Source organism: Aggregatibacter sp. Marseille-P9115 (assembly GCF_920939465.1).
GTDB lineage: Bacteria > Pseudomonadota > Gammaproteobacteria > Enterobacterales > Pasteurellaceae > Aggregatibacter > Aggregatibacter segnis_B.
In genome coordinates, this window is record NZ_OV100759.1 from 1,917,921 (window position 1) to 1,941,222 (window position 23,302).

General features: G+C 42.5%; 15 protein-coding genes, 2 tRNA genes and 3 rRNA genes. 12 read left to right on the forward strand and 8 right to left on the reverse strand.

Features of this window, described 5'->3' with window-relative positions:
* Positions 1–14 precede the first annotated feature (14 nt).
* From LQ983_RS09255 to guaB, 7 genes are all read right to left on the reverse strand, one after another.
* Entirely contained in the window at positions 15–1,214 is a 1,200-nt protein-coding gene (locus tag LQ983_RS09255) for a site-specific integrase (RefSeq protein WP_230622469.1), read from the reverse strand.
* 205 nt (positions 1,215–1,419) lie between these two features.
* On the reverse strand, positions 1,420–2,979 hold the full coding sequence (gene guaA / locus LQ983_RS09260) for a glutamine-hydrolyzing GMP synthase (RefSeq protein ID WP_230622470.1): 1,560 nt from the start codon (positions 2,977–2,979) through the stop codon (positions 1,420–1,422).
* A complete protein-coding gene (locus LQ983_RS09265) occupies positions 2,957–4,753 on the reverse strand; it encodes a DUF262 domain-containing protein (protein ID WP_230622471.1) in 1,797 nt (598 codons plus the stop codon). Before LQ983_RS09265 ends, guaA begins: the two co-directional genes overlap by 23 nt.
* Positions 4,754–5,320: 567 nt before the next feature.
* Positions 5,321–6,190 (reverse strand): DMT family transporter, encoded by an 870-nt coding sequence (locus tag LQ983_RS09270; protein WP_230622472.1) that lies wholly within the window; start codon positions 6,188–6,190, stop codon positions 5,321–5,323.
* Between the two features lie 107 nt (positions 6,191–6,297).
* The gene (gene dcuC / locus LQ983_RS09275) at positions 6,298–7,653 is read right to left on the reverse strand and encodes an anaerobic C4-dicarboxylate transporter DcuC (RefSeq protein WP_230622473.1); all 1,356 of its coding nucleotides are present in this window, start codon (positions 7,651–7,653) and stop codon (positions 6,298–6,300) included.
* 155 nt (positions 7,654–7,808) lie between these two features.
* Complete coding sequence (locus LQ983_RS09280; RefSeq protein WP_230622474.1) at positions 7,809–9,185, reverse strand: nucleobase:cation symporter-2 family protein; 1,377 nt, start codon at positions 9,183–9,185, stop codon at positions 7,809–7,811.
* A 206-nt stretch (positions 9,186–9,391) separates the two neighbouring features.
* The gene (gene guaB, locus LQ983_RS09285) at positions 9,392–10,858 is read right to left on the reverse strand and encodes an IMP dehydrogenase (RefSeq protein ID WP_230622475.1); all 1,467 of its coding nucleotides are present in this window, start codon (positions 10,856–10,858) and stop codon (positions 9,392–9,394) included.
* 70 nt (positions 10,859–10,928) lie between these two features.
* On the opposite strand from guaB, the gene birA reads away from it, so the two are divergent.
* The 11 genes from birA to LQ983_RS09340 all read left to right on the forward strand — a co-directional run bounded on the left by birA (position 10,929) and on the right by LQ983_RS09340 (position 20,736).
* The gene (gene birA / locus LQ983_RS09290; RefSeq protein WP_255664728.1) at positions 10,929–11,942 is read left to right on the forward strand and encodes a bifunctional biotin--[acetyl-CoA-carboxylase] ligase/biotin operon repressor BirA; all 1,014 of its coding nucleotides are present in this window, start codon (positions 10,929–10,931) and stop codon (positions 11,940–11,942) included.
* 83 nt (positions 11,943–12,025) lie between these two features.
* The gene (locus LQ983_RS09295; protein WP_230622477.1) at positions 12,026–12,229 is read left to right on the forward strand and encodes a glycine zipper 2TM domain-containing protein; all 204 of its coding nucleotides are present in this window, start codon (positions 12,026–12,028) and stop codon (positions 12,227–12,229) included.
* A gap of 365 nt (positions 12,230–12,594) precedes the next feature.
* Positions 12,595–14,134, forward strand: a 16S ribosomal RNA gene (locus LQ983_RS09300).
* Positions 14,135–14,224: 90 nt separating this feature from the next.
* A tRNA-Ile gene (locus tag LQ983_RS09305) sits at positions 14,225–14,301 on the forward strand.
* 96 nt (positions 14,302–14,397) lie between these two features.
* A tRNA-Ala gene (locus tag LQ983_RS09310) sits at positions 14,398–14,473 on the forward strand.
* Between the two features lie 349 nt (positions 14,474–14,822).
* Positions 14,823–17,719 (forward strand): 23S ribosomal RNA (locus tag LQ983_RS09315).
* Between the two features lie 146 nt (positions 17,720–17,865).
* Positions 17,866–17,981, forward strand: a 5S ribosomal RNA gene (rrf, locus tag LQ983_RS09320).
* The 16S, 23S and 5S rRNA genes sit together here with 2 tRNA genes alongside, the layout of an rRNA operon.
* A 179-nt stretch (positions 17,982–18,160) precedes the next feature.
* Positions 18,161–19,087, forward strand: coding sequence for an SPFH domain-containing protein (locus LQ983_RS09325; protein WP_230622478.1), 927 nt, complete (start codon positions 18,161–18,163; stop codon positions 19,085–19,087).
* Positions 19,088–19,106: 19 nt separating this feature from the next.
* Positions 19,107–19,553: an NfeD family protein gene (locus LQ983_RS09330; protein ID WP_230622479.1), complete on the forward strand. Its 447-nt coding sequence runs from the start codon at positions 19,107–19,109 to the stop codon at positions 19,551–19,553.
* Positions 19,554–19,561: 8 nt separating this feature from the next.
* Positions 19,562–20,173, forward strand: a complete 612-nt coding sequence (locus tag LQ983_RS09335) for an NAD(P)H-dependent oxidoreductase (protein ID WP_230622480.1) — start codon at positions 19,562–19,564, stop codon at positions 20,171–20,173.
* Positions 20,173–20,736, forward strand: a complete 564-nt coding sequence (locus LQ983_RS09340) for a molecular chaperone (protein WP_230622481.1) — start codon at positions 20,173–20,175, stop codon at positions 20,734–20,736. The genes LQ983_RS09335 and LQ983_RS09340 overlap by 1 nt, the downstream gene beginning before the upstream one ends.
* 51 nt (positions 20,737–20,787) lie before the next feature.
* On the opposite strand, the gene LQ983_RS09345 is transcribed toward LQ983_RS09340, so the two are convergent.
* On the reverse strand, positions 20,788–21,720 hold the full coding sequence (locus LQ983_RS09345) for a Kdo(2)-lipid IV(A) acyltransferase (RefSeq protein WP_230622482.1): 933 nt from the start codon (positions 21,718–21,720) through the stop codon (positions 20,788–20,790).
* A 117-nt stretch (positions 21,721–21,837) separates the two neighbouring features.
* On the opposite strand from LQ983_RS09345, the gene hldE reads away from it, so the two are divergent.
* Positions 21,838–23,268: a bifunctional D-glycero-beta-D-manno-heptose-7-phosphate kinase/D-glycero-beta-D-manno-heptose 1-phosphate adenylyltransferase HldE gene (gene hldE / locus LQ983_RS09350; protein ID WP_230622483.1), complete on the forward strand. Its 1,431-nt coding sequence runs from the start codon at positions 21,838–21,840 to the stop codon at positions 23,266–23,268.
* Positions 23,269–23,302 lie beyond the last annotated feature (34 nt).

Below are 23,302 nucleotides of genomic sequence, written 5' to 3' on the forward strand. Positions count from 1 at the left end.
TTCCGCCGTCTTTTTTAGAGACTATTATCATTTATCCATTCATCAATCTGATCTGCCCACCGTTGCATCATTTCTTTTCGTTGTTCGGCATATTCCGCTTTATTATAAACAGCACGCACGCCTTGTTGCTCATGTGCTAAACTCTTCTCAATCCAATCACTATTAAAGCCCATTTCATGTAGTAGAGTAGAGCCGGTGCGGCGTAAATCGTGAACAGTGAAATCATCAATTCGTTGTTCGTTTTTATTGATAAATTTAATACAGTTAGCAATCACGCGGTTTAATGAACTATTTGCTATTGGCTGTCTGCGATTAATCCTACCAGGCAAAAGATACGGTGAACCTTCCGAATAAATCTGAAATGCTACGATCAAATCAATAGCTTGTTCAGATAAATACACATTGTGCGCACGTTTGGCTTTCATGCGCTCGGCTGGGATCGTCCACACTTTATTTTTGAAGTCCACTTCATCCCATGTGGCATTAACCAATTCGCCTTTACGAACCATGGTGAGTAAGATAAATTTCACAGCTTTTTTCAACGCAAAATCCGACTGTGTTTCTTCAAGTGTATTAAAGAAGAGTTTTATTTCCCTCGGAGTTAGAACGCGTTCACGCTTTTTGAATGTAGCAATAGATGAGTTTGCTATTTCGTCCGCAGGATTTGCGAACTTATGACCGCGCTGAATCGCATAGCGGTAAACGTTAGCAATTAAATCACGCACAAAAATTGCTGTAGATGGCGCACCACGTTCTTTAATTTTTTCACAGTGCCGCCGGATTTCGTCAGTTGTGATTTCCGTCATCAGTTTATTGCCGAATGTGGTTTTAATATCGCGCTCATAAGTGGCAATACGTAAGGCTTTGGTGCTTTCAGCCAGTTTCACGTCATCAAGATATTTCTCGGCAAATACACAAAAGCGATCGGCATTGCGGATTTTATTTCGCTCGTTGCGCTTTTGGCTCGCCGGGGAAATGCCCTCACTAACCAGTTTTCGCGCAATCATGAGCTTTTCTCGGGCTTCCGATAGATTTATTCCGTCTGCACCATATTTGCCAATAGTGAGCGTTTCCCGTCTGCCGTTTATCCGGTAGTCGTAGCGAAAAGTTACGGTGCCGGTCGGCGTAACGGACACATAAAGCCCGTCCCTATCGGCGACTTTGTAAAGTTTGTCTTTGGGTTTCAATGATTTGATTTTTGAATCTGTCAGCATTTTATTACGTCACTTATACCGTCATGAATTTGACGGTATTTTTGATCTTTTTAACGGTGTGCGCAATACTGTACCGTCAAAAATGCCGTTAGAAAATTGAAATACTCTGAAATAGTATGAAATGATATGAAATAGAAAAGCCCTGTTTTAACAGGGCTTGTAGCTATTTTTGAAATGATATGAAATGCAAAGAAATGCGGGGTTATCATTCCCACTCAATCGTTGCTGGTGGCTTGCCGCTAATGTCATACACGACGCGGGAAATGCCGTTCACTTCGTTGATGATACGGTTGGAGACTTTGCCGAGTAAATCATAAGGCAAATGTGCCCAATGTGCAGTCATAAAATCGATTGTTTCTACGGCGCGCAAGGAAATCACCCAGTCATATTTACGTCCGTCGCCCATCACGCCGACAGATTTCACCGGCAGGAACACGCTGAAGGCTTGGCTGGTTTTTTCATACCAACCGCTGTTGCGTAATTCTTCGATAAAGATGGCATCGGCACGGCGTAATAAATCGCAGTATTCTTTTTTCACTTCACCTAATACACGCACGCCTAAACCCGGGCCAGGGAATGGGTGGCGGTTGATCATTTCAGCCGGTAAACCTAAAGCTAGACCGATTTTGCGCACTTCGTCTTTGAACAATTCACGTAACGGTTCGACTAAGCCGAGTTTCATATAATCCGGTAAGCCGCCTACATTATGGTGGGATTTGATGACGTGGGCTTTGCCGGTTTTGCTCGCAGCAGACTCGATAACGTCAGGGTAAATGGTGCCTTGTGCTAACCATTTTACTTTTGTTAGTTTTTTCGACTCATCATCGAATACGTCTACAAACACTTTGCCGATAATTTTACGTTTTGCTTCCGGATCAGATACGCCGGCAAGTTCGCCTAGGAAACGACTTTCTGCATCGACACGCGTGATGTTTAAGCCGAATTTATTGCCGAACATTTCCATCACTTGATCGCCTTCGTTTAAACGCAATAAACCGTTATCGACAAACACGCAATGTAAGTTTTTGCCGATGGCGCGATGTAATAACAACGCGACTACAGAAGAGTCCACGCCGCCGGATAAGCCTAAAATCACTTCGTCATCGCCTACTTGCTCTTTAATGCGGGCAACGGCATCTTCAATGATGTTTTCGGCGGTCCATTTGGTTTCGCAACCACAAATGTTCACCACGAAATTGGTTAATAATTCCAAGCCTTTTTTAGTGTGTGTGACTTCCGGGTGGAATTGCACGCCGTAGAAATGACGGCTTTCATCAGACATTGCCGCAATCGGGCAGGTCGGCGTAGTGCCGGTGATTTGGAAATTTTGTGGTAATTGGGTGACTTTATCGCCGTGGCTCATCCAAACGTCCAATTTGCTGTCGCCATCATTTAAATGAGCGAAAAGTGCGGTCGGATTTTCCATTAAAACGGAAGCATAACCAAACTCACGATGATCGGAGGTTTCCGTTAAGCCGCCAAGCTGCATCGCCATGGTTTGCATACCGTAGCAAATGCCCAGCACAGGAACACCCGCGTTAAAAACATATTCCGGGGCACGCGGGCTGTTTTCTTCCGTGGTACTTTCCGGGCCTCCGGAAAGAATAATCCCGGTTGGGTTGAAATCACGGATTTGTTGTTCAGTTACATCCCACGCCCAAAGTTCGCAATAAACACCGATTTCACGCACACGACGGGCGATAAGTTGGGTGTATTGGGAACCAAAGTCGAGGATGAGGATTTTATGGTTGTGGATGTTGGTCATTTTTTATCTCATTATTTCCTAATGTATTGTTAACAAAATTAAAGATTATCATTGCTAATTCTTTAGTTCTCTCTTTACTTAAATCTTCAGTCCATTCTTCAGTATTTTCATATTGTTTACAGAAATTTTTCACTTGTGTGAGTTCTGATTTTTTTAAAAACTCCATTTTATCTCTAAGAGACAAGTCTTTGCATTTTTCATTTAGCTCTTTTGATAAAGGAAGGATATTTCCAATATTATGTGACCAAGATGTATTTTTCTGTTGAGTATATATATGTTCTAAAGTAATTGAATCAGTTCTCAATTCAGTAGTGTCTTTTAGTATTTCATCCTCTATTATAGAAAAGATTAATTGTATTAGTTTTTTGTCTTTTGTTATGTTATTTGAGAACTTTATTTCGCTGAATTTTTTCTCGAATTCAGTATAGGAGATATCTTTTAATTTTGTTTTTAACTTTTCTTCAACCTTTTCAAGGATTTTTTTACTATCAAGTTTGTTGTCGCAGTTGGATATTTCTCTTGCGAATTTTGAATATGTTTTTTCTAATCCAGAAAGTCTAGTTGATGTTATTGCTGAAAATATTAAATGAAATAGGGCTACTTTGTGTAATACATCGGAAAGAGCATGAATGTTAACTTTTTTCTCTCTATATTTTGTTATTAGGGATAATAAAAATGTTCTAGGTATTTTTAGATTGTTAGTTTTATTAAATATACTTAAAATTTTTAATGAGCGTAAAGCCTTCCATTCTTCTTGTTGTTTCCAGTCTGTATCTAAAGGAGATGTGATCTGAATATATGTTTTAGAAGCAATTGATAATTCTTCTAAGAAAGCTGTCAGGCCATTTTTAGTTTTCTCTACAGAGGAATTAATAAATGAATCATATATTTTATGATTTGGTGTGGCATCATACTTCGATATCCAGAAGTGATAAAAAAATTCTGATAATCCAGTGTTTTCTTCTCTGGAAGAAAGGTTGTACTTGATTTTATCCCAATATTCTCTAGCTGTGTCACTAGGATGTTCATCAGAAAGTATCTCAAATATTTTATTTTTTATTAAATCTATTGGTTCAAGATCTTTTCCTTTTGTATTTAGTGTTTCAAAAATGGTTTGAGCATTTTCTCTATTATCAACTGTTATGTAAACAGTTTGGAATCTCATAACTTGATTAAAAATAGCTGTTATGAATTCTAGCTGAGAATTAATAAAATTATTGGATAATTGTTTTTTGATTTCATTATAGAAAAAGTTATATGCTTCATTTAGTTTCTTTTCTTCTAATGTTTCTGGTTTTATTTCTTTATCTTTGTTTATGTATAGAATTTTTTTCTGGAAGAATGGTTTTGGTGTTTCATTGTCAAGTTTAAAAAACTTTTTAAAGTTTTCATTATTAGTACCTTCTATGAAAGAGTAGCACACGTCCGAAAATGATTTATAGTCATTTATATTAGTTTCTTTATAAAGCTCTTTGCCTATTTCACAAAGTACAGATAAAAGAATTGTGATTGTAGTTATTCTTTGCTGGCCATCGATAACAAAGAATTCTGTATCTTTAGAATCATCTCCTATTAATACTAACGAACCAATAAAGTAATCTTTTACTGTTATAGGTTTGACATTAAAGTTAATTTGTTTATATAAGTCTTCCCAGAATTCTAAAACTTGTTCATCCTTTTCCCAAGAATATTCTCTTTGATATCTAGGGATTACATGTTGTCTTGGTAGGGATAATATATCCCTGATATTTCTAGGGTAAGCTGAAAATTGCATAGTATTTACCTTATTGATGAATATATAATGGTTTGATAAGCTCAACACATACTACCTTATGGATTAATTCATAGGATAGTTTAGAACTTATTTTATAACTGTTATGTCATAAACATTTGATTCTTTGACATAAGTACCTCTACTATGAATAAATTTTGCATTGTTTTTTAAAGAGGATGCTTTTCTTTTTTTCAAGAATCTTTCATTACCCGATGGGTACCTCATTCAACGGGTAATTTAAACTGATCGGAATAATATTAGCTTTGATGTTTTGAATTAAAAATATATTTAAGTAAGCATTAAACTGTAGCTCTTAATAATGTTAAAAACTTGCTCTTTATTCTCTAGTTGGATACAGAGACTTACTTCACTATCTAAAACGCTCTCTTCCTCCTTAAGCAATGAAGACATTATGTGTTATGTTTATCTAAATAAAAAACACATATAATTTCAATCGTGCTTTTAAATGATTTTATGCGCTATCGCAAAACCGTGGCGCATTCTACCATTTCCCCCATCTAACGTAAACGATTGCAGCGTTTTGTGACATAAAGTGCGGTCGCTTTTTTATTTGTTTTTTAACGAGCCCAAATAAATTGCGACTAAGGTTAAAAAGGCGCCAATCCATTGCCATGCGTTGATGGGTTTGTGTAATAAAAATGCGTCGATAACGAGTGCAGCGATAGGTTCGGAAAGTAACAATAATCCGGTTAAGCCTAGACTGAGCAAAGGGATTGTGTAGGCAATCATACCCCAGGCGATGCATTGCATAACAACACCGTAGATCAGAATTAAACTGATGTCCGTGAGTGTTGTTGGATAAAGGGAGTCGGCGTTGAATATCAGTGCCGGTAGAATTAATGCGGAGGCACCGCTAATACTGATAAGCCACATGAGTGGAAAAATGGAAATCGGTTCAATGCTGTGTGCTTGGCGAATAGATGCCATAGAAGCAGCGAGGCAGGCGCCTGAAAGTAATCCGATAAAAATACCATAGCCCGCTTCGATATTATGTTGAAGTTCGGGACTGGCAATAAGCACTACACCGACTATTGCGATAAGCAGGCTTGTAAGCTGTAATTTACTTTGCTGTTCTTTAAAAAATAGCCAACCAATAAATGCTAAAAAGAAGATTTGTAAGCTGTTTAATAGGGTGGAAATACCCGGTCCGACAGCATAAATGCTTTCATGCCAAAAGGCTAAATCAAATGCGAGAAATACGCCTGAAGCGATTGCCCAAAATAAAGCCTTAGGTTGTTTTGGCAAGGGCTTACGATAAAGTTTCATTAAAAACCAAAAAATCCCTGATGCGATTAACAATCGCCAAAAGGCGATGGCGTAGGCGCCAACAGGAACAAATTTGACGATAAGGCTACCGAGTCCAAATAAGACACAGCCGATAACCAACATACTGGCCGCAAAACGATTTGATTGCATGGATGTTATAACTGATTAAAGAAAGTAGGGCGCGATTATAACAAAAGTGCAGTGGATTTTTTCTGCGTTTTAAAACGCGTTGAAAACCGACCGCACTTTATGCCGTATTAAACGGCAGGAATGAAGAATTCAGTGGCAATGATGACGCAAATAAAGCCGACGATCATTGGTACAGACATACGTTTTACAATTTCAAACGGTGAAATTTTTGCCATGCCGGATACGGCAACCACAACACCGGAGACCGGTGATAAACCACGACCCAGGTTGGATGCTTGTAACATCGGGATGGTTAAGTAAGCCGGGTTTGCGCTCATTTGAGTAGCAAGTTTCGGAATTAATTCGGCAAACGCGTAGAAGGCTGCATTGCCGGAACCTGTTGCCATGGTGGCTAAAATAGTAATAACGGCGAGCACCAACATCATGATTAATCCACTGCCGCCGAACGCTTGGGCGGAATCAATGAGGTTCGTGATGAAGCCAATTGTGCTTAAGCTTTGGGCAAAGACTCCAGCGGCTACCAATAACATGACTACGCCGGCAAAAGCATCTGCCATGCCACGATAAGCCACGATTAAGTTATCGAAGGTTTTTTTCGCGCTGAAATTACGGGCAAAGTCAATTATCGCCGTGATGATGAAACAAAGAATGATAATGGTGACAATGTGTAATTTCGGTAAGCCCCATTGGCCGTCAAACAGCAATACGCCGATAATTGGTAGTAAAGGTAAAATGGCGTAGAACGTTGGCACGTCGGTTTTGATGTCGGTGACATCCAATGTGGTGGTTACCACGCCTTCTTTGCGATCTAAATAACGTTGCCAGAAGAAGTGAGCAATTGCGATACCGCAAATGGCAAAGAGGGAAACCGGCAAGCTGGTAGAGAAGGCAAATTCACTCAGTGGAATTTTGGAGATTTCTGCTGACAACACCACATCGCCCGATGTCGGCGATAAAATAATAGAAATCGGCGAGGCGCAGATTGCTGCCGCGGCACCGCGGGAAATACCCACGTTGACCATCACAGGGAACAACGTCGCCATTAATAGCACGCCTAAGCCTGTTGCAGAAGACACGGCAAAAGACATTAAGCAAGCAAGTAAGTAAGCGAAGATCATTAAAATGTAAGGGGAACGCACATTTTTAAGTGGTTTAGAAACGAGTTTCACCACCATATCGTTTGCGCCCAAATGCGTCATGTAAGCGGAGAAACCGCATAAGATCATGATCATTAAGCCTAAACCGCCGCTACGGTTAGACAGCAAGTATTTTACATATTCAATAATGTCTAAATAGGTTGACCCCGTGCTTTTTACATTTTCCGGCAAAATGGAATGCCCCATTAGCACGGAAAGTAGTAATAACACTAAACCGCCGAACATTAACACGCCCGTGGCGGAATAACCTTTTACGATGTAATACGCAACGAGCACAATTGCGACTAGACCGATAATTAAATCCATAATATCTCCTTAGGTTGTATTTTATAGATGTTTGAATGTAGCGAAAAAATAAAGCCGTTGTAAACGGCTTTAATTTGAAATTTTGAGGTTAATCATAAAAAGTGCGGTGTTTTTTACAGGTGTTTTTCTTACACCGCCTTTTCTTGCGATCCTTTTTATTTTTCGCTTAAGTAAATGCTTTTATCTTGTGCATCTCTTGGCAAGATTAAGTTTAATACCACAGCCGTAATCCCACCGGCAGCAATGGCATTGCGGAAAACATCCGGCAGCATTTTGAACACTTCCGGCTCAAAAGCGACACCTAAACCCACGCCGACCGCTGTGGCCGCGATAACCGCTTCACGGCGATTGATTCCGTGAGTCATGATGATTCGCACACCGGCGATGGCGATTAATCCGAACATTAATACCATTGCGCCACCGAGTACCGGGCTTGGAATGGTGGTGAAAGCGCGTCCGACAATTGGGAATAAACCAAATAACACTAAAATGGCAGCGATAAATTTCCCAACATGGCGGGAGGCTACGCCGGTCATTTGAATAACACCGTTATTTTGTGCAAAGGTGGTGAGCGGTAAAGACCCTAAGGCAGTGGCAATCACAGACACCAAGCCATCGGCAAACACGCCACCGCGTAAACGTTGGCGGAATTCTTCACCTTCATAAGGTTGACCGGAAACCATTGCTGTTGCCGTTAAGTCGCCGACAGCTTCAAAAACACTTAATAAATAGATGATGGCGGCGACCCAAAATGCTGACCAGTCAAAAGCAAAACCATACTTAAATGGCACTGGAATAGTAAAGATGTCCACGTCTTTTAATGGAGAAAAATCGACCATGCCCAAGCATAACGCAACGATATAGCCTGCGATTAAGCCAACGGCAATGCCGCTCATGCGTAAAAACGGATTGCGCATGCAGTTAAAAATTAACACAACGACCAGCACTAAACCGGCTAAGCCGATGTTTTGTATTGAGCCAAAGGCTTCTGTTCCTTTGGCACCGAAACCACCGCCAAAATCGGTAATGCCGATATCGATCAAACTTAAACCGATGAGCAATACGACGACACCGCTTACAGTTGGGGTAATGACACGTTTTAAATAAGGCAAAATCCAAGCCACACCACAAACTAAAAAAGCACCGACGAAAGAAATACCAAGCAAGGTTGAAATCATAGTGTGTTCGTCAATGCCATTGTCTTTCATGCTTAAACCCACCGCAATCATGACGCTGACAAAAGAGAAATTGACCGATTGAATGGAAAGCATGCCCGAGCCAATAAAACCGAAACGATGTACTTGAATATAGGTACCGATACCGGATGCGACCATGGCCATGGAGACTAAGTAGGCGGTCATGTGTACCGGTAAATTGAGCGCACCGCCGACAATGAGAGCAGGGGTGACCATCGGCACAAAAATGGCTAATAAATGGGTGATTGCACTAATCAATGCATTGAAAAAGGGCGGTTTATCTTCGAGGCGATAGACTAAATCCGCTTCCTCTGTTTGGTGTTGAGCGTGTTCCATAAAATGATCCTTAGATACGCTGGGGTTAGGAGAATAAGAGGGCGGTATTTTAGTGAATTTTGTGATGTTGCGCAAACGATTGCTTTTATGTTGAGAAAAAATATTTTATGTTTATTAAAAAGGATTAGAAGAGAAAATAAAAAGTGCGGTCGATTTTAAAAACGCTTTTAAAATCGACCGCACTTCTTGTGAAAGATGAAACCCAATTAGCTCATGCGATAGTTCGGAGCTTCTTTGGTGATGGTGACATCATGTACGTGGCTTTCTTGAATACCCGCGCCGCTGATACGCACGAATTGTGCTTTTGTACGTAATTCATCAATGGTGGCACAGCCGGTTAAGCCCATGCAAGAACGCAATCCGCCCATTTGTTGGTGAATGATTTCTTTGAGTAAACCTTTATAAGGAATACGACCTTCAATACCTTCTGGTACTAATTTGTCGGCAGCGTTATCGGATTGGAAATAACGGTCGCTTGAGCCTTTCGCCATGGCACCAAGAGAGCCCATGCCACGGTAAGATTTGAACGCACGACCTTGATACAATTCAATTTCGCCCGGTGCTTCTTCTGTACCGGCAAACATGGAACCGACCATGACGCAACTGGCGCCTGCCGCAAGTGCTTTCGCGATGTCGCCGGAGTAACGGATACCGCCGTCAGCAATCACTGGAATACCGCGATCTTTTAAAGCTTCAGCCGCATCAGAAATGGCGGTGATTTGTGGCACGCCCACGCCGGTGACGATACGGGTGGTACAAATAGAGCCAGGGCCAATCCCTACTTTGACTGCGCTAGCACCGGCATCTGCCAAGGCAAGCGCACCTTCTGCAGTAGCAACGTTACCGGCAACAATCGGCAAATTCGGGTATTTTGCACGCGTTTCACGCACACGTTGTAACACGCCTTCGGAGTGGCCGTGAGAAGAGTCGATTAATAAAACATCTACGCCCGCTTTGACTAAGGCATCAATGCGTTCTTCGTTGCCAGGACCTGCGCCAACTGCCGCGCCCACGCGCAAACGACCGAATTCATCTTTACAGGCATTCGGTTTTTGTTCCGCTTTTTGATAGTCCTTTAAGGTAATCATGCCTTTTAATTTGAAGTTATCATCAACAATTAACACTTTTTCTACGCGATGTTCGTGCATTAATTGGAAAATCTCTTCACGTTTTGCCCCTTCTTTGGCGGTGACAAGGCGAGATTTCGGTGTCATGAAATCGGCAACAGTTTTGTTTAGATCTGAAACAAAGCGGGTATCGCGACCGGTGATAATACCGACCAAATTACCTTCAGCATCGACAACTGGATAGCCGGCAAAGCCATTTTTCTGTGCAATGGTTTTTAATTCGCTGATGGTTAATGTTGGCGGCACAGTAATGGGATCAGAAACCACACCGCTTTCAAATTTTTTCACTTTACGCACACGATCTACTTGGCGTTCAATGGACATATTTTTATGAATAAAGCCAATACCGCCTTCTTGTGCAAGGGAAATAGCCAATTTCGTTTCAGTTACCGTATCCATTGCCGCTGACAACATAGGAATGTTTAAACGAATCGTTGAGGTTAATTGAGTTGAAAGGTTGGCTGTGTTCGGTAACACAGTGGAGTGAGCTGGAACAAGAAGAACGTCGTCAAATGTGAGTGCTTCTTTTAAGATGCGTAATGCCATTGCAATATCTCTCTTTAAGTTAAAATGATGAAAAAATATTGCGGGCGGATTATACAGATCCATCCTGTATTTGAAAAGAAAAAATGATAAAAAATTTGCGTTTTTAGCGTATGATAACGCTCATTCAAACGCGGAAAAACAGGAAGGATTTATGGCGAAATTATTAGAATTACTCACAAGAGATGTGGAAAATTCATTGGAAAATTTGACCGCACTTTTAGCTTGCAGCAAAGAAGAATTATTAACAGATGTGCGCCAGATGGAGCAACAAGGACTGTATTTTGCGTTAGAAAATGATCATCTTTATTTGATCCCTGAATTACCTTTATTAAATGAAAAACGTCTAGCAGAGGCGTTAAAACCTTATCATGTGGTGGTTAAGCCGGTCATTTCTTCAACCAATCAATATTTATTAGAGAATGTTGCTCACCTTCAAAAAGGAGATCTTTGCTTGGCTGAATATCAAACCGCCGGGCGTGGTCGTCGTGGGCGGCAATGGATTTCGCCTTTTGCCGGGCAAATTATCATGAGTTTTTACTGGCAATTGGATCCTCGTAAACCTTTAGACGGGTTAAGTACAGTGATTGGCTTGGCGATTGTGCAAGCGCTAGTTGAATTGGATATGTACGGTTTTCAAGTGAAATGGCCGAATGATATTTTGGTCAATGACCGAAAACTTGCCGGCATTTTGGTGGAAATCGTTAACCAACCTAACGGTAAACTGAATTTGGTTGTTGGTATCGGCATGAATGTTTCTCTTGGTCAAGAAAAACAAATCGATCAACCTTGGGCTGAGTTGACGGAATTTTTCCCACATATTGATCGTGAAAAATTGATCATACAAATGGTCAATACCATTTATCGTTATTTAGCGCGTTTTGAACAGCACGGTATTGATGCGGAAATGCAACAACAATGGCTTGAATATGATGCCTATTTAGGCACGGAAGTGAATGTGATGAGTGAGAAATGCACCATTTCAGGCATTGAACAGGGGATTAATGCACAAGGTCACTTATGTCTCATGACAGAAAAGGGTGTGCAATATTTTAATGCAGGCGAAGTCTCGTTACGGAAAAAGTAAAACTTTCGAGAAAAAAATGCGTCTAATCTTATGAGTAATCGTAAAGGTATTACTTATTTAGCTTATAACTCATGAGGTTACATATGAAAAAGACAGTTGAATTTTTAGGCATTGTGACACTAGCGGTGGCATTAAGTGCTTGTAGTAATTTAAGTAAAACCCAAAAAAATACTGCTATCGGTGCGGCAGTAGGTGGTGTGGCTGGTAATGTGATCGGTGGTTCAACAGGAGCAACGCTAGGTGGTGCGGCATTAGGCGGCTTAATTGGAAGCCAAGTGGGTAAATAATCGAATTAACTCAGGTTTAGCAAGTAAAGTGCGGTCAGAAATAAGTTGGTTTTAGACCGCCTTTACTATCTAGGAGCAGTTAAAAAATAATCAATTAAAAAATATTTTGCAAAAAATTGAAAAAAAGGGGTTGCAAGGTCGTGATAAATGCCTATAATACGCCCCCACAACGACGCGCCGTTGTAAAGCATTAAACCGCGCGTCGTTTTTTGTTCTTTAACAATCAATCAGACAAACTGTGTGGGCACTTGAAGATTCGTTTTTATCATTAAAGATTTTAAAATTGAACTGAATAGTGCTACGAAGATTCGTTTATTTATATAGATGATTAATTAAGTCAGCAGTATTGAGCGATTAAACTTTTTGAATTGAAGAGTTTGATCATGGCTCAGATTGAACGCTGGCGGCAGGCTTAACACATGCAAGTCGAACGGTAACAGGAGAAAGCTTGCTTTCTTGCTGACGAGTGGCGGACGGGTGAGTAATGCTTGGGAATCTGGCTTATGGAGGGGGATAACGACGGGAAACTGTCGCTAATACCGCGTAGTGTCGAGAGATGAAAGTGCGGGACCGCAAGGCCGCATGCCATAGGATGAGCCCAAGTGGGATTAGGTAGTTGGTGGGGTAAAGGCCTACCAAGCCGACGATCTCTAGCTGGTCTGAGAGGATGACCAGCCACACCGGGACTGAGACACGGCCCGGACTCCTACGGGAGGCAGCAGTGGGGAATATTGCGCAATGGGGGCAACCCTGACGCAGCCATGCCGCGTGAATGAAGAAGGCCTTCGGGTTGTAAAGTTCTTTCGGTGACGAGGAAGGCGTGATGTTTAATAGGCATCACGATTGACGTTAATCACAGAAGAAGCACCGGCTAACTCCGTGCCAGCAGCCGCGGTAATACGGAGGGTGCGAGCGTTAATCGGAATAACTGGGCGTAAAGGGCACGCAGGCGGCTATTTAAGTGAGGTGTGAAATCCCCGGGCTTAACCTGGGAATTGCATTTCAGACTGGGTAGCTAGAGTACTTTAGGGAGGGGTAGAATTCCACGTGTAGCGGTGAAATGCGTAGAGATGTGGAGGAATACCGAAGGCGAAGGCAGCCCCTTGGGAATGTACTGACGCTCATGTGCGAAAGCGTGGGGAGCAAACAGGATTAGATACCCTGGTAGTCCACGCTGTAAACGCTGTCGATTTGGGGATTGGGCCTTGAGCTTGGTGCCCGAAGCTAACGTGATAAATCGACCGCCTGGGGAGTACGGCCGCAAGGTTAAAACTCAAATGAATTGACGGGGGCCCGCACAAGCGGTGGAGCATGTGGTTTAATTCGATGCAACGCGAAGAACCTTACCTACTCTTGACATCCATGGAATCCTGTAGAGATACGGGAGTGCCTTCGGGAACCATGAGACAGGTGCTGCATGGCTGTCGTCAGCTCGTGTTGTGAAATGTTGGGTTAAGTCCCGCAACGAGCGCAACCCTTATCCTTTGTTGCCAGCGATTCGGTCGGGAACTCAAAGGAGACTGCCGGTGATAAACCGGAGGAAGGTGGGGATGACGTCAAGTCATCATGGCCCTTACGAGTAGGGCTACACACGTGCTACAATGGCGTATACAGAGGGCGACGAAGCCGCGAGGTGGAGTGAATCTCACAAAGTACGTCTAAGTCCGGATTGGAGTCTGCAACTCGACTCCATGAAGTCGGAATCGCTAGTAATCGCGAATCAGAATGTCGCGGTGAATACGTTCCCGGGCCTTGTACACACCGCCCGTCACACCATGGGAGTGGGTTGTACCAGAAGTAGATAGCTTAACCTTCGGGAGGGCGTTTACCACGGTATGATTCATGACTGGGGTGAAGTCGTAACAAGGTAACCGTAGGGGAACCTGCGGTTGGATCACCTCCTTACCAAAGATAGAATCGACTTTAAGTGTTCACACAGTTTGTTTGATGGTTGTAGACAAGGAAAGAACAAAATATCGAAGACAAAATCCTATTGGGTCTGTAGCTCAGGTGGTTAGAGCGCACCCCTGATAAGGGTGAGGTCGGTGGTTCAAGTCCACTCAGACCCACCACTTAGACTGGTGAGTTTGGTAGATTGGTTTTGTAACATTAACTAATCTTGAATATATCAAACCGCTATGTATGAGTGAAAGCCAAGGGATGTGATTGGGGATATAGCTCAGCTGGGAGAGCGCCTGCCTTGCACGCAGGAGGTCAGCGGTTCGATCCCGCTTATCTCCACCAATATCGTCATAGTTAAGTTTATTGAAGTATATTTTCATTTTATTTAATGGTATTAAATATTGTGTTGCATTAGTTAAAATGAATTTAACTATGATGATGGTAAGTGAATTAGCTTACATTGTCTTATCTGTTCTTTAAAAATCTGGAAACAAGCTGAAAACGAGACTTTCAAGAAAGTCTGAGTGAGAGTGATTGATAAAAGGCAATGACTCTTAATAAATTAACTGTTACTGCTTAGCGACATTAAGTGTTTTTCGATTCAATCTTGTGATTTTAAGTGGATTTTAGATTTAAATTAACTTTTAAGTTTATGAAATTGAATTCATTATAAGAATACTTGAGGTTGTATGGTTAAGTGACAAAGCGTACAAGGTGGATGCCTTGGCAATCAGAGGCGAAGAAGGACGTGCTAATCTGCGAAAAGCTTGGATGAGTCGATAAGAGGCGTTTAATCCAAGATGTCCGAATGGGGAAACCCAGTGGGTGAAGAACCCACTATCATTATCTGAATCCATAGGATAATGAGGCGAACCGGGAGAACTGAAACATCTAAGTACCCCGAGGAAAAGAAATCAACCGAGATTTTGTGAGTAGCGGCGAGCGAAAGCGAAGGAGCCTGTTAGTGATAGCGGAAGTATTAGAGGAATTGGCTGGGAAGCCAAATCGTAGAGGGTGATAATCCCGTACTCGAAAATACTTTTGTGGTACTGAGCTAACGATAAGTAGGGCGGGACACGTGATATCCTGTTTGAAGATGGGGGGACCATCCTCCAAGGCTAAATACTCCTGATTGACCGATAGTGAACCAGTACTGTGAAGGAAAGGCGAAAAGAACCCCGGTGAGGGGAGTGAAATAGAACCTGAAACCTTGTACGTACAAGCAGTGGGAGCCCGTGAGGGTGACTGCGTACCTTTTGTATAATGGGTCAGCGACTTATATTTTGTAGCGAGGTTAACCGAATAGGGGAGCCGAAGGGAAACCGAGTCTTAACTGGGCGAATAGTTGCAAGGTATAGACCCGAAACCCGGTGATCTAGCCATGGGCAGGTTGAAGGTTGGGTAACACTAACTGGAGGACCGAACCGACTAATGTTGAAAAATTAGCGGATGACTTGTGGCTGGGGGTGAAAGGCCAATCAAACCGGGAGATAGCTGGTTCTCCCCGAAATCTATTTAGGTAGAGCCTTGAGCGGACACCTTCGGGGGTAGAGCACTGTTTCGGCTAGGGGGCCATCCCGGCTTACCAACCCGATGCAAACTACGAATACCGAAGAGTGATACTCAGGAGACACACGGCGGGTGCTAACGTCCGTCGTGGAGAGGGAAACAACCCAGACCGCCAGCTAAGGTCCCAAAGTCTATATTAAGTGGGAAACGAAGTGGGAAGGCTTAGACAGCTAGGATGTTGGCTTAGAAGCAGCCATCATTTAAAGAAAGCGTAATAGCTCACTAGTCGAGTCGGCCTGCGCGGAAGATGTAACGGGGCTCAAATATAGCACCGAAGCTGCGGCATCAGACGTAAGTCTGTTGGGTAGGGGAGCGTTGTGTAAGCGGATGAAGGTTCATCGAGAGGTGGGCTGGACGTATCACAAGTGCGAATGCTGACATAAGTAACGATAAAACGGGTGAAAAACCCGTTCGCCGGAAGACCAAGGGTTCCTGTCCAACGTTAATCGGGGCAGGGTGAGTCGGCCCCTAAGGCGAGGCTGAAAAGCGTAGTCGATGGGAAACGGGTTAATATTCCCGTACTTGGATAAACTGCGATGTGGGGACGGAGTAGGTTAGGTTAGCGACCTGTTGGATATGGTCGTTTAAGTTCGTAGGTGGGGAGTTTAGGCAAATCCGGACTTCCTTAACACTGAGAGATGATGACGAGGCTCTACGGAGCTGAAGTAACTGATACCACACTTCCAGGAAAAGCCACTAAGCTTCAGGTTTATCTAAACCGTACTGAAAACCGACACAGGTGGTCAGGTAGAGAATACTCAGGCGCTTGAGAGAACTCGGGTGAAGGAACTAGGCAAAATAGCACCGTAACTTCGGGAGAAGGTGCGCCGGCGTAGATTGTAAGGGTTTACCCCTGAAGGTTGAACCGGTCGAAGATACCAGCTGGCTGCAACTGTTTATTAAAAACACAGCACTCTGCAAACACGAAAGTGGACGTATAGGGTGTGATGCCTGCCCGGTGCTGGAAGGTTAATTGATGGTGTAATCGAAAGAGAAGCTCCTGATCGAAGCCCCAGTAAACGGCGGCCGTAACTATAACGGTCCTAAGGTAGCGAAATTCCTTGTCGGGTAAGTTCCGACCTGCACGAATGGCATAATGATGGCCAGGCTGTCTCCACCCGAGACTCAGTGAAATTGAAATCGCCGTGAAGATGCGGTGTACCCGCGGCTAGACGGAAAGACCCCGTGAACCTTTACTATAGCTTGACACTGAACATTGAATTTTGATGTGTAGGATAGGTGGGAGACTTTGAAGTAGTCACGCCAGTGATTATGGAGTCGTCCTTGAAATACCACCCTTTAACGTTTGATGTTCTAACGAAGATGACGAAACGTGGTCTCGGACAGTGTCTGGTGGGTAGTTTGACTGGGGCGGTCTCCTCCCAAAGAGTAACGGAGGAGCACGAAGGTTTGCTAATCACGGTCGGACATCGTGAGGTTAGTGCAATGGTATAAGCAAGCTTAACTGCGAGACAGACAAGTCGAGCAGGTACGAAAGTAGGTCATAGTGATCCGGTGGTTCTGTATGGAAGGGCCATCGCTCAACGGATAAAAGGTACTCCGGGGATAACAGGCTGATACCGCCCAAGAGTTCATATCGACGGCGGTGTTTGGCACCTCGATGTCGGCTCATCACATCCTGGGGCTGAAGTAGGTCCCAAGGGTATGGCTGTTCGCCATTTAAAGTGGTACGCGAGCTGGGTTTAGAACGTCGTGAGACAGTTCGGTCCCTATCTGCCGTGGGCGTTGGAGAATTGATTGGGGCTGCTCCTAGTACGAGAGGACCGGAGTGGACGCATCACTGGTGTTCCAGTTGTCTCGCCAGAGGCATTGCTGGGTAGCTACATGCGGAAGAGATAAGTGCTGAAAGCATCTAAGCACGAAACTTGCCAAGAGATGAGTTCTCCCTGTCTTTAAGACAGTAAGGGTTGTTTAAGACTAAGACGTAGATAGGTGCGGTGTGTAAGTGTAGTGATACATTGAGCTAACGCATACTAATTGCCCGAGAGGCTTAGCCATACAACGCTCAAGTGTTTTTGGGGAGACCTGGAGCATGGAGCGAAGTAGAGTAGCAGTTAAGAGAGTGGACGTAGAAGAGAGTTGAGAGAAGGCTTGTTTTTAGATTAAGAAGACGCGAATAAGATAAGATAGAAATCATAAAGAATATTGGCGGCGATAGTGCGGTGGGCCCACCTGACTCCATACCGAACTCAGAAGTGAAACGCCGTAATGCCGATGGTAGTGTGGGGCATCCCCATGTGAGAGTAGGTCACCGCCAAGCCTGATATAAACCCCTGATGTGAGAGCGTCGGGGGTTTTTGCTTTGGGGGCATAGGAAAGGAAAATAGAAAGAAGCTAGTATAGCTGCAGACAATAGAACATACCTGAATTGTTATATACAAATTTTGTGCTAATTGTTATTCTTTAAAGGGTAACTGTTGATGTTTTAAGGAGAAAATTATGTATTTTTTAGATGGATTACCAATCGCCGCTATTATTTTTGTCATGCTTGTTGGTGTGGTGCTTTATTCTACGCTTAAGACTGTCCCTCAGGGCTATAACTGGACTATTGAACGTTTTGGTCGTTATACCCGTACTTTAATGCCCGGTTTGAATTTTGTTGTTCCATTCGTTGATCGTGTAGGTCGTAAAATTAATATGATGGAACAGGTTTTAGATATTCCATCACAAGAAGTTATTTCAAAAGATAACGCCAACGTAGCTATTGATGCGGTATGTTTCGTTCAAGTTATTGACGCACGTAATGCTGCTTATGAAGTTAATCATTTAGAGCAAGCTATCATCAACCTTACTATGACAAATATTCGTACTGTATTAGGTTCAATGGAATTGGATGAAATGTTGTCTCAACGTGATTCAATTAATAGCCGATTGCTGTCTATTGTGGATGAAGCGACAAATCCTTGGGGAATTAAGGTCACCCGTATTGAAATTCGCGATGTTCGTCCTCCACATGAATTGATTGCTGCAATGAATGCTCAAATGAAAGCTGAACGCAATAAACGTGCAGATATTTTGGAAGCAGAGGGGGTGCGTCAAGCTGAGATTTTACGAGCAGAAGGGGAAAAACAATCACGCATTCTGAAAGCCGAAGGGGAAAGACAAGAGGCATTCTTACAGGCTGAAGCCCGTGAACGTGCAGCTGAAGCGGAAGCGAAAGCAACGCAAATGGTGTCTGACGCGATTGCTAATGGCGATACGAAAGCGATTAATTACTTTATCGCACAAAAATATACTGAAGCATTGAAAGAAATTGGTGGTTCGGATAACAGTAAGGTTGTTTTAATGCCTTTAGAAGCGGGTAATTTAATCGGTTCCATTGCAGGAATTTCTGAGCTATTAAAATCCGATAAAAAAACAAATTAATCATAAAGTAGAGGTTGGTATGGAATGGTTAACAGACTGGGGTGTTTGGCATTGGCTTATTCTTGGTTTTGTCTTGCTTATTGCTGAAATTTTAGTGCCGGGTGTTTTTCTTTTATGGTGGGGATTATCTGCCATTGTGATTGCAGTTATTACAAAATTTATTCCTACGCTACCTCTTTCTTTTCTTGCGGTAATGTACGCCGTTATTGCCAGCATTCTCAGTATTATCTGGTGGCGTTATCAACATGGTAAAGATCAAATCGATCAATCACAAAGTGTTCTTAACCAACGAGATCATGCAATGATAGGGGCGCAGGGTAAAGTTTTGGAAATTGGTGAAAATAGTATTGGTAGAGGCGCTTTTGGCGATACTACTTGGCGAATACAAGGACGTGATTTAGCGGTGAATGACATTGTTGAAGTAACGGCTGTGGATAGCATTACATTAAAAGTTAATAAGATTTAAGGACGTTAATGAAGCATTTAATTATTTTTGCTCACCCTAACCAACAAAGTTTTAATCGAGCTTTAGTAGAACGTATTGTTCAGGCATCTCATGAAATGAATGTCGAAACGATTGTACGAGATCTTTACACATTAAATTTTAATCCCGTTTTGTCTTGGGATGAATTAGGTGCTTGTCAGGCTGGCATTGTACCGGAAGAAGTGAAATTTGAACAAAATCTGATAAAAGATGCTGATTTGATTACGTTGGCCTATCCTCTTTGGTGGATGGGATTTCCGGCAATTTTGAAAGGATATTTGGATCGGGTGCTGAGTTATGGCTTTGCTTATCAAACTGAAAATGGTTGTTCGGTAGGTTTATTGAGCGATAAAAAAATGCAGCATTTTATCACCATGGGAAATAATCTTGAGCGTTACCAAAGTCTGAATTTTGATAAAGCGTTGCAAACCTGTTTGGTTGATGGTTTATTTAATTTCTGCGGTATTACGGATATTCAGCATGATATTTTTGGCGATATACATTTATTAAATGAAGCAGGTTATTTGAATATTTTGAATCTTGCGACACAAAAAACGCAAGAAAATCTAACCGCACTTTTAGCGAAAGAGGATAAGGCATAATGCAAGAGAACCTACAATTAAATAACTTTTCTTTGATTAGTCGATTATTTGGTAATTTATTTTATCGTCAGCCGACAGATCCTATTTTATCCGGTGTATTTGCTTGGCTAAATCAAGGTAATTTATCTCAAGTTTGGGCATTAAACGAAGATAATAACAGCCAAAAGGCGTTAGATTCATTACAAATGGCAATTGATTTAACCTTGTTAGATAAAGAATACCAAAAGCTTTTTGGTGAATCCGGAAATGTTGCAACAGAAATTTCTGCGTATGACATTTCTGTTGAAGAGTTTCATGATTTTCGCCAAGTTCGTGGTTTGCCTGAAGCCCAGAATATCGATCATTTTGCCATGTTATTGTTAACCGCATCTTGGTTGGAAGATAATGCGGATTCTTTAAGTGCTCAACAGGAATTATTTGAACGTTTTCTTCTGCCTTGTGCAACTAAGTTTTTAGTGAAAGTTGAAACACAGGCTACACTGCCGTTTTATCGTTCTTTGGCTTATTTAACGCGTGAAATTCTCTCTGCGATGGCTGATGAGTTAGATTCAGAAGCATTATAAAAAATCATTCAAAATAAAGGTGAGCTTGCGGCTCACCTTTTTTGTATCTAGTCATTTATATAAATGATTCTCTTCATTCGGTTGTGTCTTAAAGCGGCGATGGAGCCACATATACTGTTCAACGCCTTTCATAATTTCTGTTTCAATCACTTGGTTCATTCTTGTCGCAATTTCAGTTTCATCACGTAGATCAGAAAAATCGACCGGCGGAGAGATGGTGACCGTATAGCCGGAATTATCTGCGTTTCTAAGCGGCGCGAAAGGAATCACTTTACTGTTTGGAGAAGACTTTAATAAGTAATAACTGCCGGTTGTTGTTGCAGCGTGAGGAACCGCAAAGAACGGCACGAAAACGGCATTTTTTCGGCCATAGTCGTGGTCCGGTGCATACCAAATAATATCCCCATTTCGTATCGCCTTAATCATGCCACGGAGATCTTTACGATCCAGCATCGCTTTATTGGAGCGTAATCTCCCTTGTGTTTGAAGCCAATCAAATAATGGATTGTCGTTAGGGCGATAAACCCCAATCCCCGGTTGATGAATGCCAACAATGCGAGCACCCAACTCCAGCGTTAAGAAATGTATGCCGACGAAAATGATACCGTCTGCCAAATTGTCTTTTAAATAGTCAAGCCCTTCAATTTTTGACCATTTTTTTATACGACGATCAGACCAAAACCACGCCATACCTGTTTCAATAATCGCCATTCCGGTGGCACGTAGGTTGGCTTGTAAAATCTGATGAATTTGTTGTTCAGACCAGTCAGGAAAGCAAAGTTCCAGATTGCGCTTCGCGATCTTAGCGCGTCGCTTGCCCACACCGGTTTTAGCAAACAGCCAACCTAATCCATTGCCAATTTTGCATAAAATAGGGTAAGGCAACAGTAGAATTAAGCGGAAAATACCGAGTGCGAGCCAAAAGCCCCAGTGTTTTGGATGGAGAAATTCAATTTTAAACGTTGGGAGAACTGATTTTGCCATAAGGATTACAGGGTGACTTCAATTGGTTTTTAGTTTAACGGAATTTTTAGGAAATAGCATTTCCCCTGTGGTAATATTAGCAGAATTTTTTATTTCAATAAGTTAAGAGAAAATCAAATGGCTCAATATTCTGCACAATTTAATCAGGCAAAAGTTTTGGTATTAGGCGATGTGATGTTGGATCGCTATTGGTTTGGTGCGACCAATCGAATTTCGCCGGAAGCGCCGGTGCCGGTGGTGCGCGTTCAGACACATGAAGAGCGTGCAGGCGGTGCAGCAAACGTGGCGATGAACATTGCGTCATTAAATGTGCCGGTACAGTTACTTGGTTTGACCGGTCAGGATGAGGCGGGTGTTGCATTAACCGCATTATTACAACAACAAAAAATCGATTGTAACTTTGTCCAATTATCTACCCATCCAACGATTACCAAGTTACGTATTTTATCCCGCCATCAACAGCTTTTACGTCTTGATTTTGAGGAAGGCTTTCAAAATGTAACAAGCGAAAATTTATTACAAAAATTAGAAAGTGCGGTCAAAAATTACGGTGCTTTAGTGCTTTCGGATTACGGCAAAGGCACCTTAAATGATGTACAAAAAATGATTCAAATTGCGCGTAATGCCAATGTACCAGTATTGATCGATCCAAAAGGGACTGATTTTGAACGTTATCGCGGTGCAACCTTGCTAACGCCGAATATGTCGGAATTTGAAGCGGTCGTGGGGAAATGTCATTCCGAACAAGATATTATCGAAAAGGGGCTGAAACTCATTTCAGACATTAATCTCACCGCACTTTTAGTGACTCGTTCTGAAAAAGGTATGACCTTATTGCGTCCAAATCAACCGGTATTCCATTTACCGACAGAGGCAAAAGAAGTCTTTGATGTGACAGGGGCCGGCGATACGGTGATCAGTGTGCTTGCAATCGCGTTAGCGGATGGCCGTAGCTTTGAAGAAGCCTGTTATTTATCCAATGTGGCTGCCGGTATTGTGGTGGGTAAATTGGGCACATCAACCGTTTCAACCGTCGAGTTGGAAAATGCGATTCATGGACGAACTACCACCGGTTTTGGTGTGATGACCGAGGCTGAATTGAAACAAGCGGTTAAATTGGCAAAAGATCGTGGCGAGAAAATCGTGATGACAAACGGGTGTTTTGATATTTTGCATCCTGGTCACGTGTCTTACTTAGAAAATGCCCGTAAGCTAGGCGACCGTTTAATTGTTGCTGTGAATACGGATGAATCGGTAAAACGCTTAAAAGGGGAAGAACGACCGATTAATCATTTAGCCTCGAGAATGGCGGTGCTTGCCGGTCTTTCTTCTGTGGATTGGCTGGTTGCCTTTGATGAAGATACGCCGCAACGTTTAATTGGTGAAGTCTTGCCTGATTTATTGGTGAAAGGCGGTGACTATAAACCAGAAGACATTGCTGGTAGTCAAGAAGTTTGGGCAAACGGTGGCGAGGTGAAAGTGCTGAATTTTGAAAATGGTTTTTCCACATCGAACGTGATCAAGAAAATTAAACATTTGGAAAAATAACACAAACAAAAAGCGCGGTTTATTCGCGCTTTTT

Excerpts from the sequence above, each read along its gene's own strand:
- LQ983_RS09255 (WP_230622469.1), bottom strand. The coding sequence starts at position 1,214 with ATGCTGACAGATTCAAAAATCAAATCATTGAAACCCAAAGACAAACTT.
- guaA (WP_230622470.1), bottom strand. The coding sequence starts at position 2,979 with ATGACCAACATCCACAACCATAAAATCCTCATCCTCGACTTTGGTTCC.
- LQ983_RS09265 (WP_230622471.1), bottom strand. The coding sequence starts at position 4,753 with ATGCAATTTTCAGCTTACCCTAGAAATATCAGGGATATATTATCCCTA.
- LQ983_RS09270 (WP_230622472.1), bottom strand. The coding sequence starts at position 6,190 with ATGCAATCAAATCGTTTTGCGGCCAGTATGTTGGTTATCGGCTGTGTC.
- dcuC (WP_230622473.1), bottom strand. The coding sequence starts at position 7,653 with ATGGATTTAATTATCGGTCTAGTCGCAATTGTGCTCGTTGCGTATTAC.
- LQ983_RS09280 (WP_230622474.1), bottom strand. The coding sequence starts at position 9,185 with ATGGAACACGCTCAACACCAAACAGAGGAAGCGGATTTAGTCTATCGC.
- guaB (WP_230622475.1), bottom strand. The coding sequence starts at position 10,858 with ATGGCATTACGCATCTTAAAAGAAGCACTCACATTTGACGACGTTCTT.
- LQ983_RS09295 (WP_230622477.1), top strand. The coding sequence starts at position 12,026 with ATGAAAAAGACAGTTGAATTTTTAGGCATTGTGACACTAGCGGTGGCA.
- LQ983_RS09325 (WP_230622478.1), top strand. The coding sequence starts at position 18,161 with ATGTATTTTTTAGATGGATTACCAATCGCCGCTATTATTTTTGTCATG.
- LQ983_RS09330 (WP_230622479.1), top strand. The coding sequence starts at position 19,107 with ATGGAATGGTTAACAGACTGGGGTGTTTGGCATTGGCTTATTCTTGGT.
- LQ983_RS09335 (WP_230622480.1), top strand. The coding sequence starts at position 19,562 with ATGAAGCATTTAATTATTTTTGCTCACCCTAACCAACAAAGTTTTAAT.
- LQ983_RS09340 (WP_230622481.1), top strand. The coding sequence starts at position 20,173 with ATGCAAGAGAACCTACAATTAAATAACTTTTCTTTGATTAGTCGATTA.
- LQ983_RS09345 (WP_230622482.1), bottom strand. The coding sequence starts at position 21,720 with ATGGCAAAATCAGTTCTCCCAACGTTTAAAATTGAATTTCTCCATCCA.
- hldE (WP_230622483.1), top strand. The coding sequence starts at position 21,838 with ATGGCTCAATATTCTGCACAATTTAATCAGGCAAAAGTTTTGGTATTA.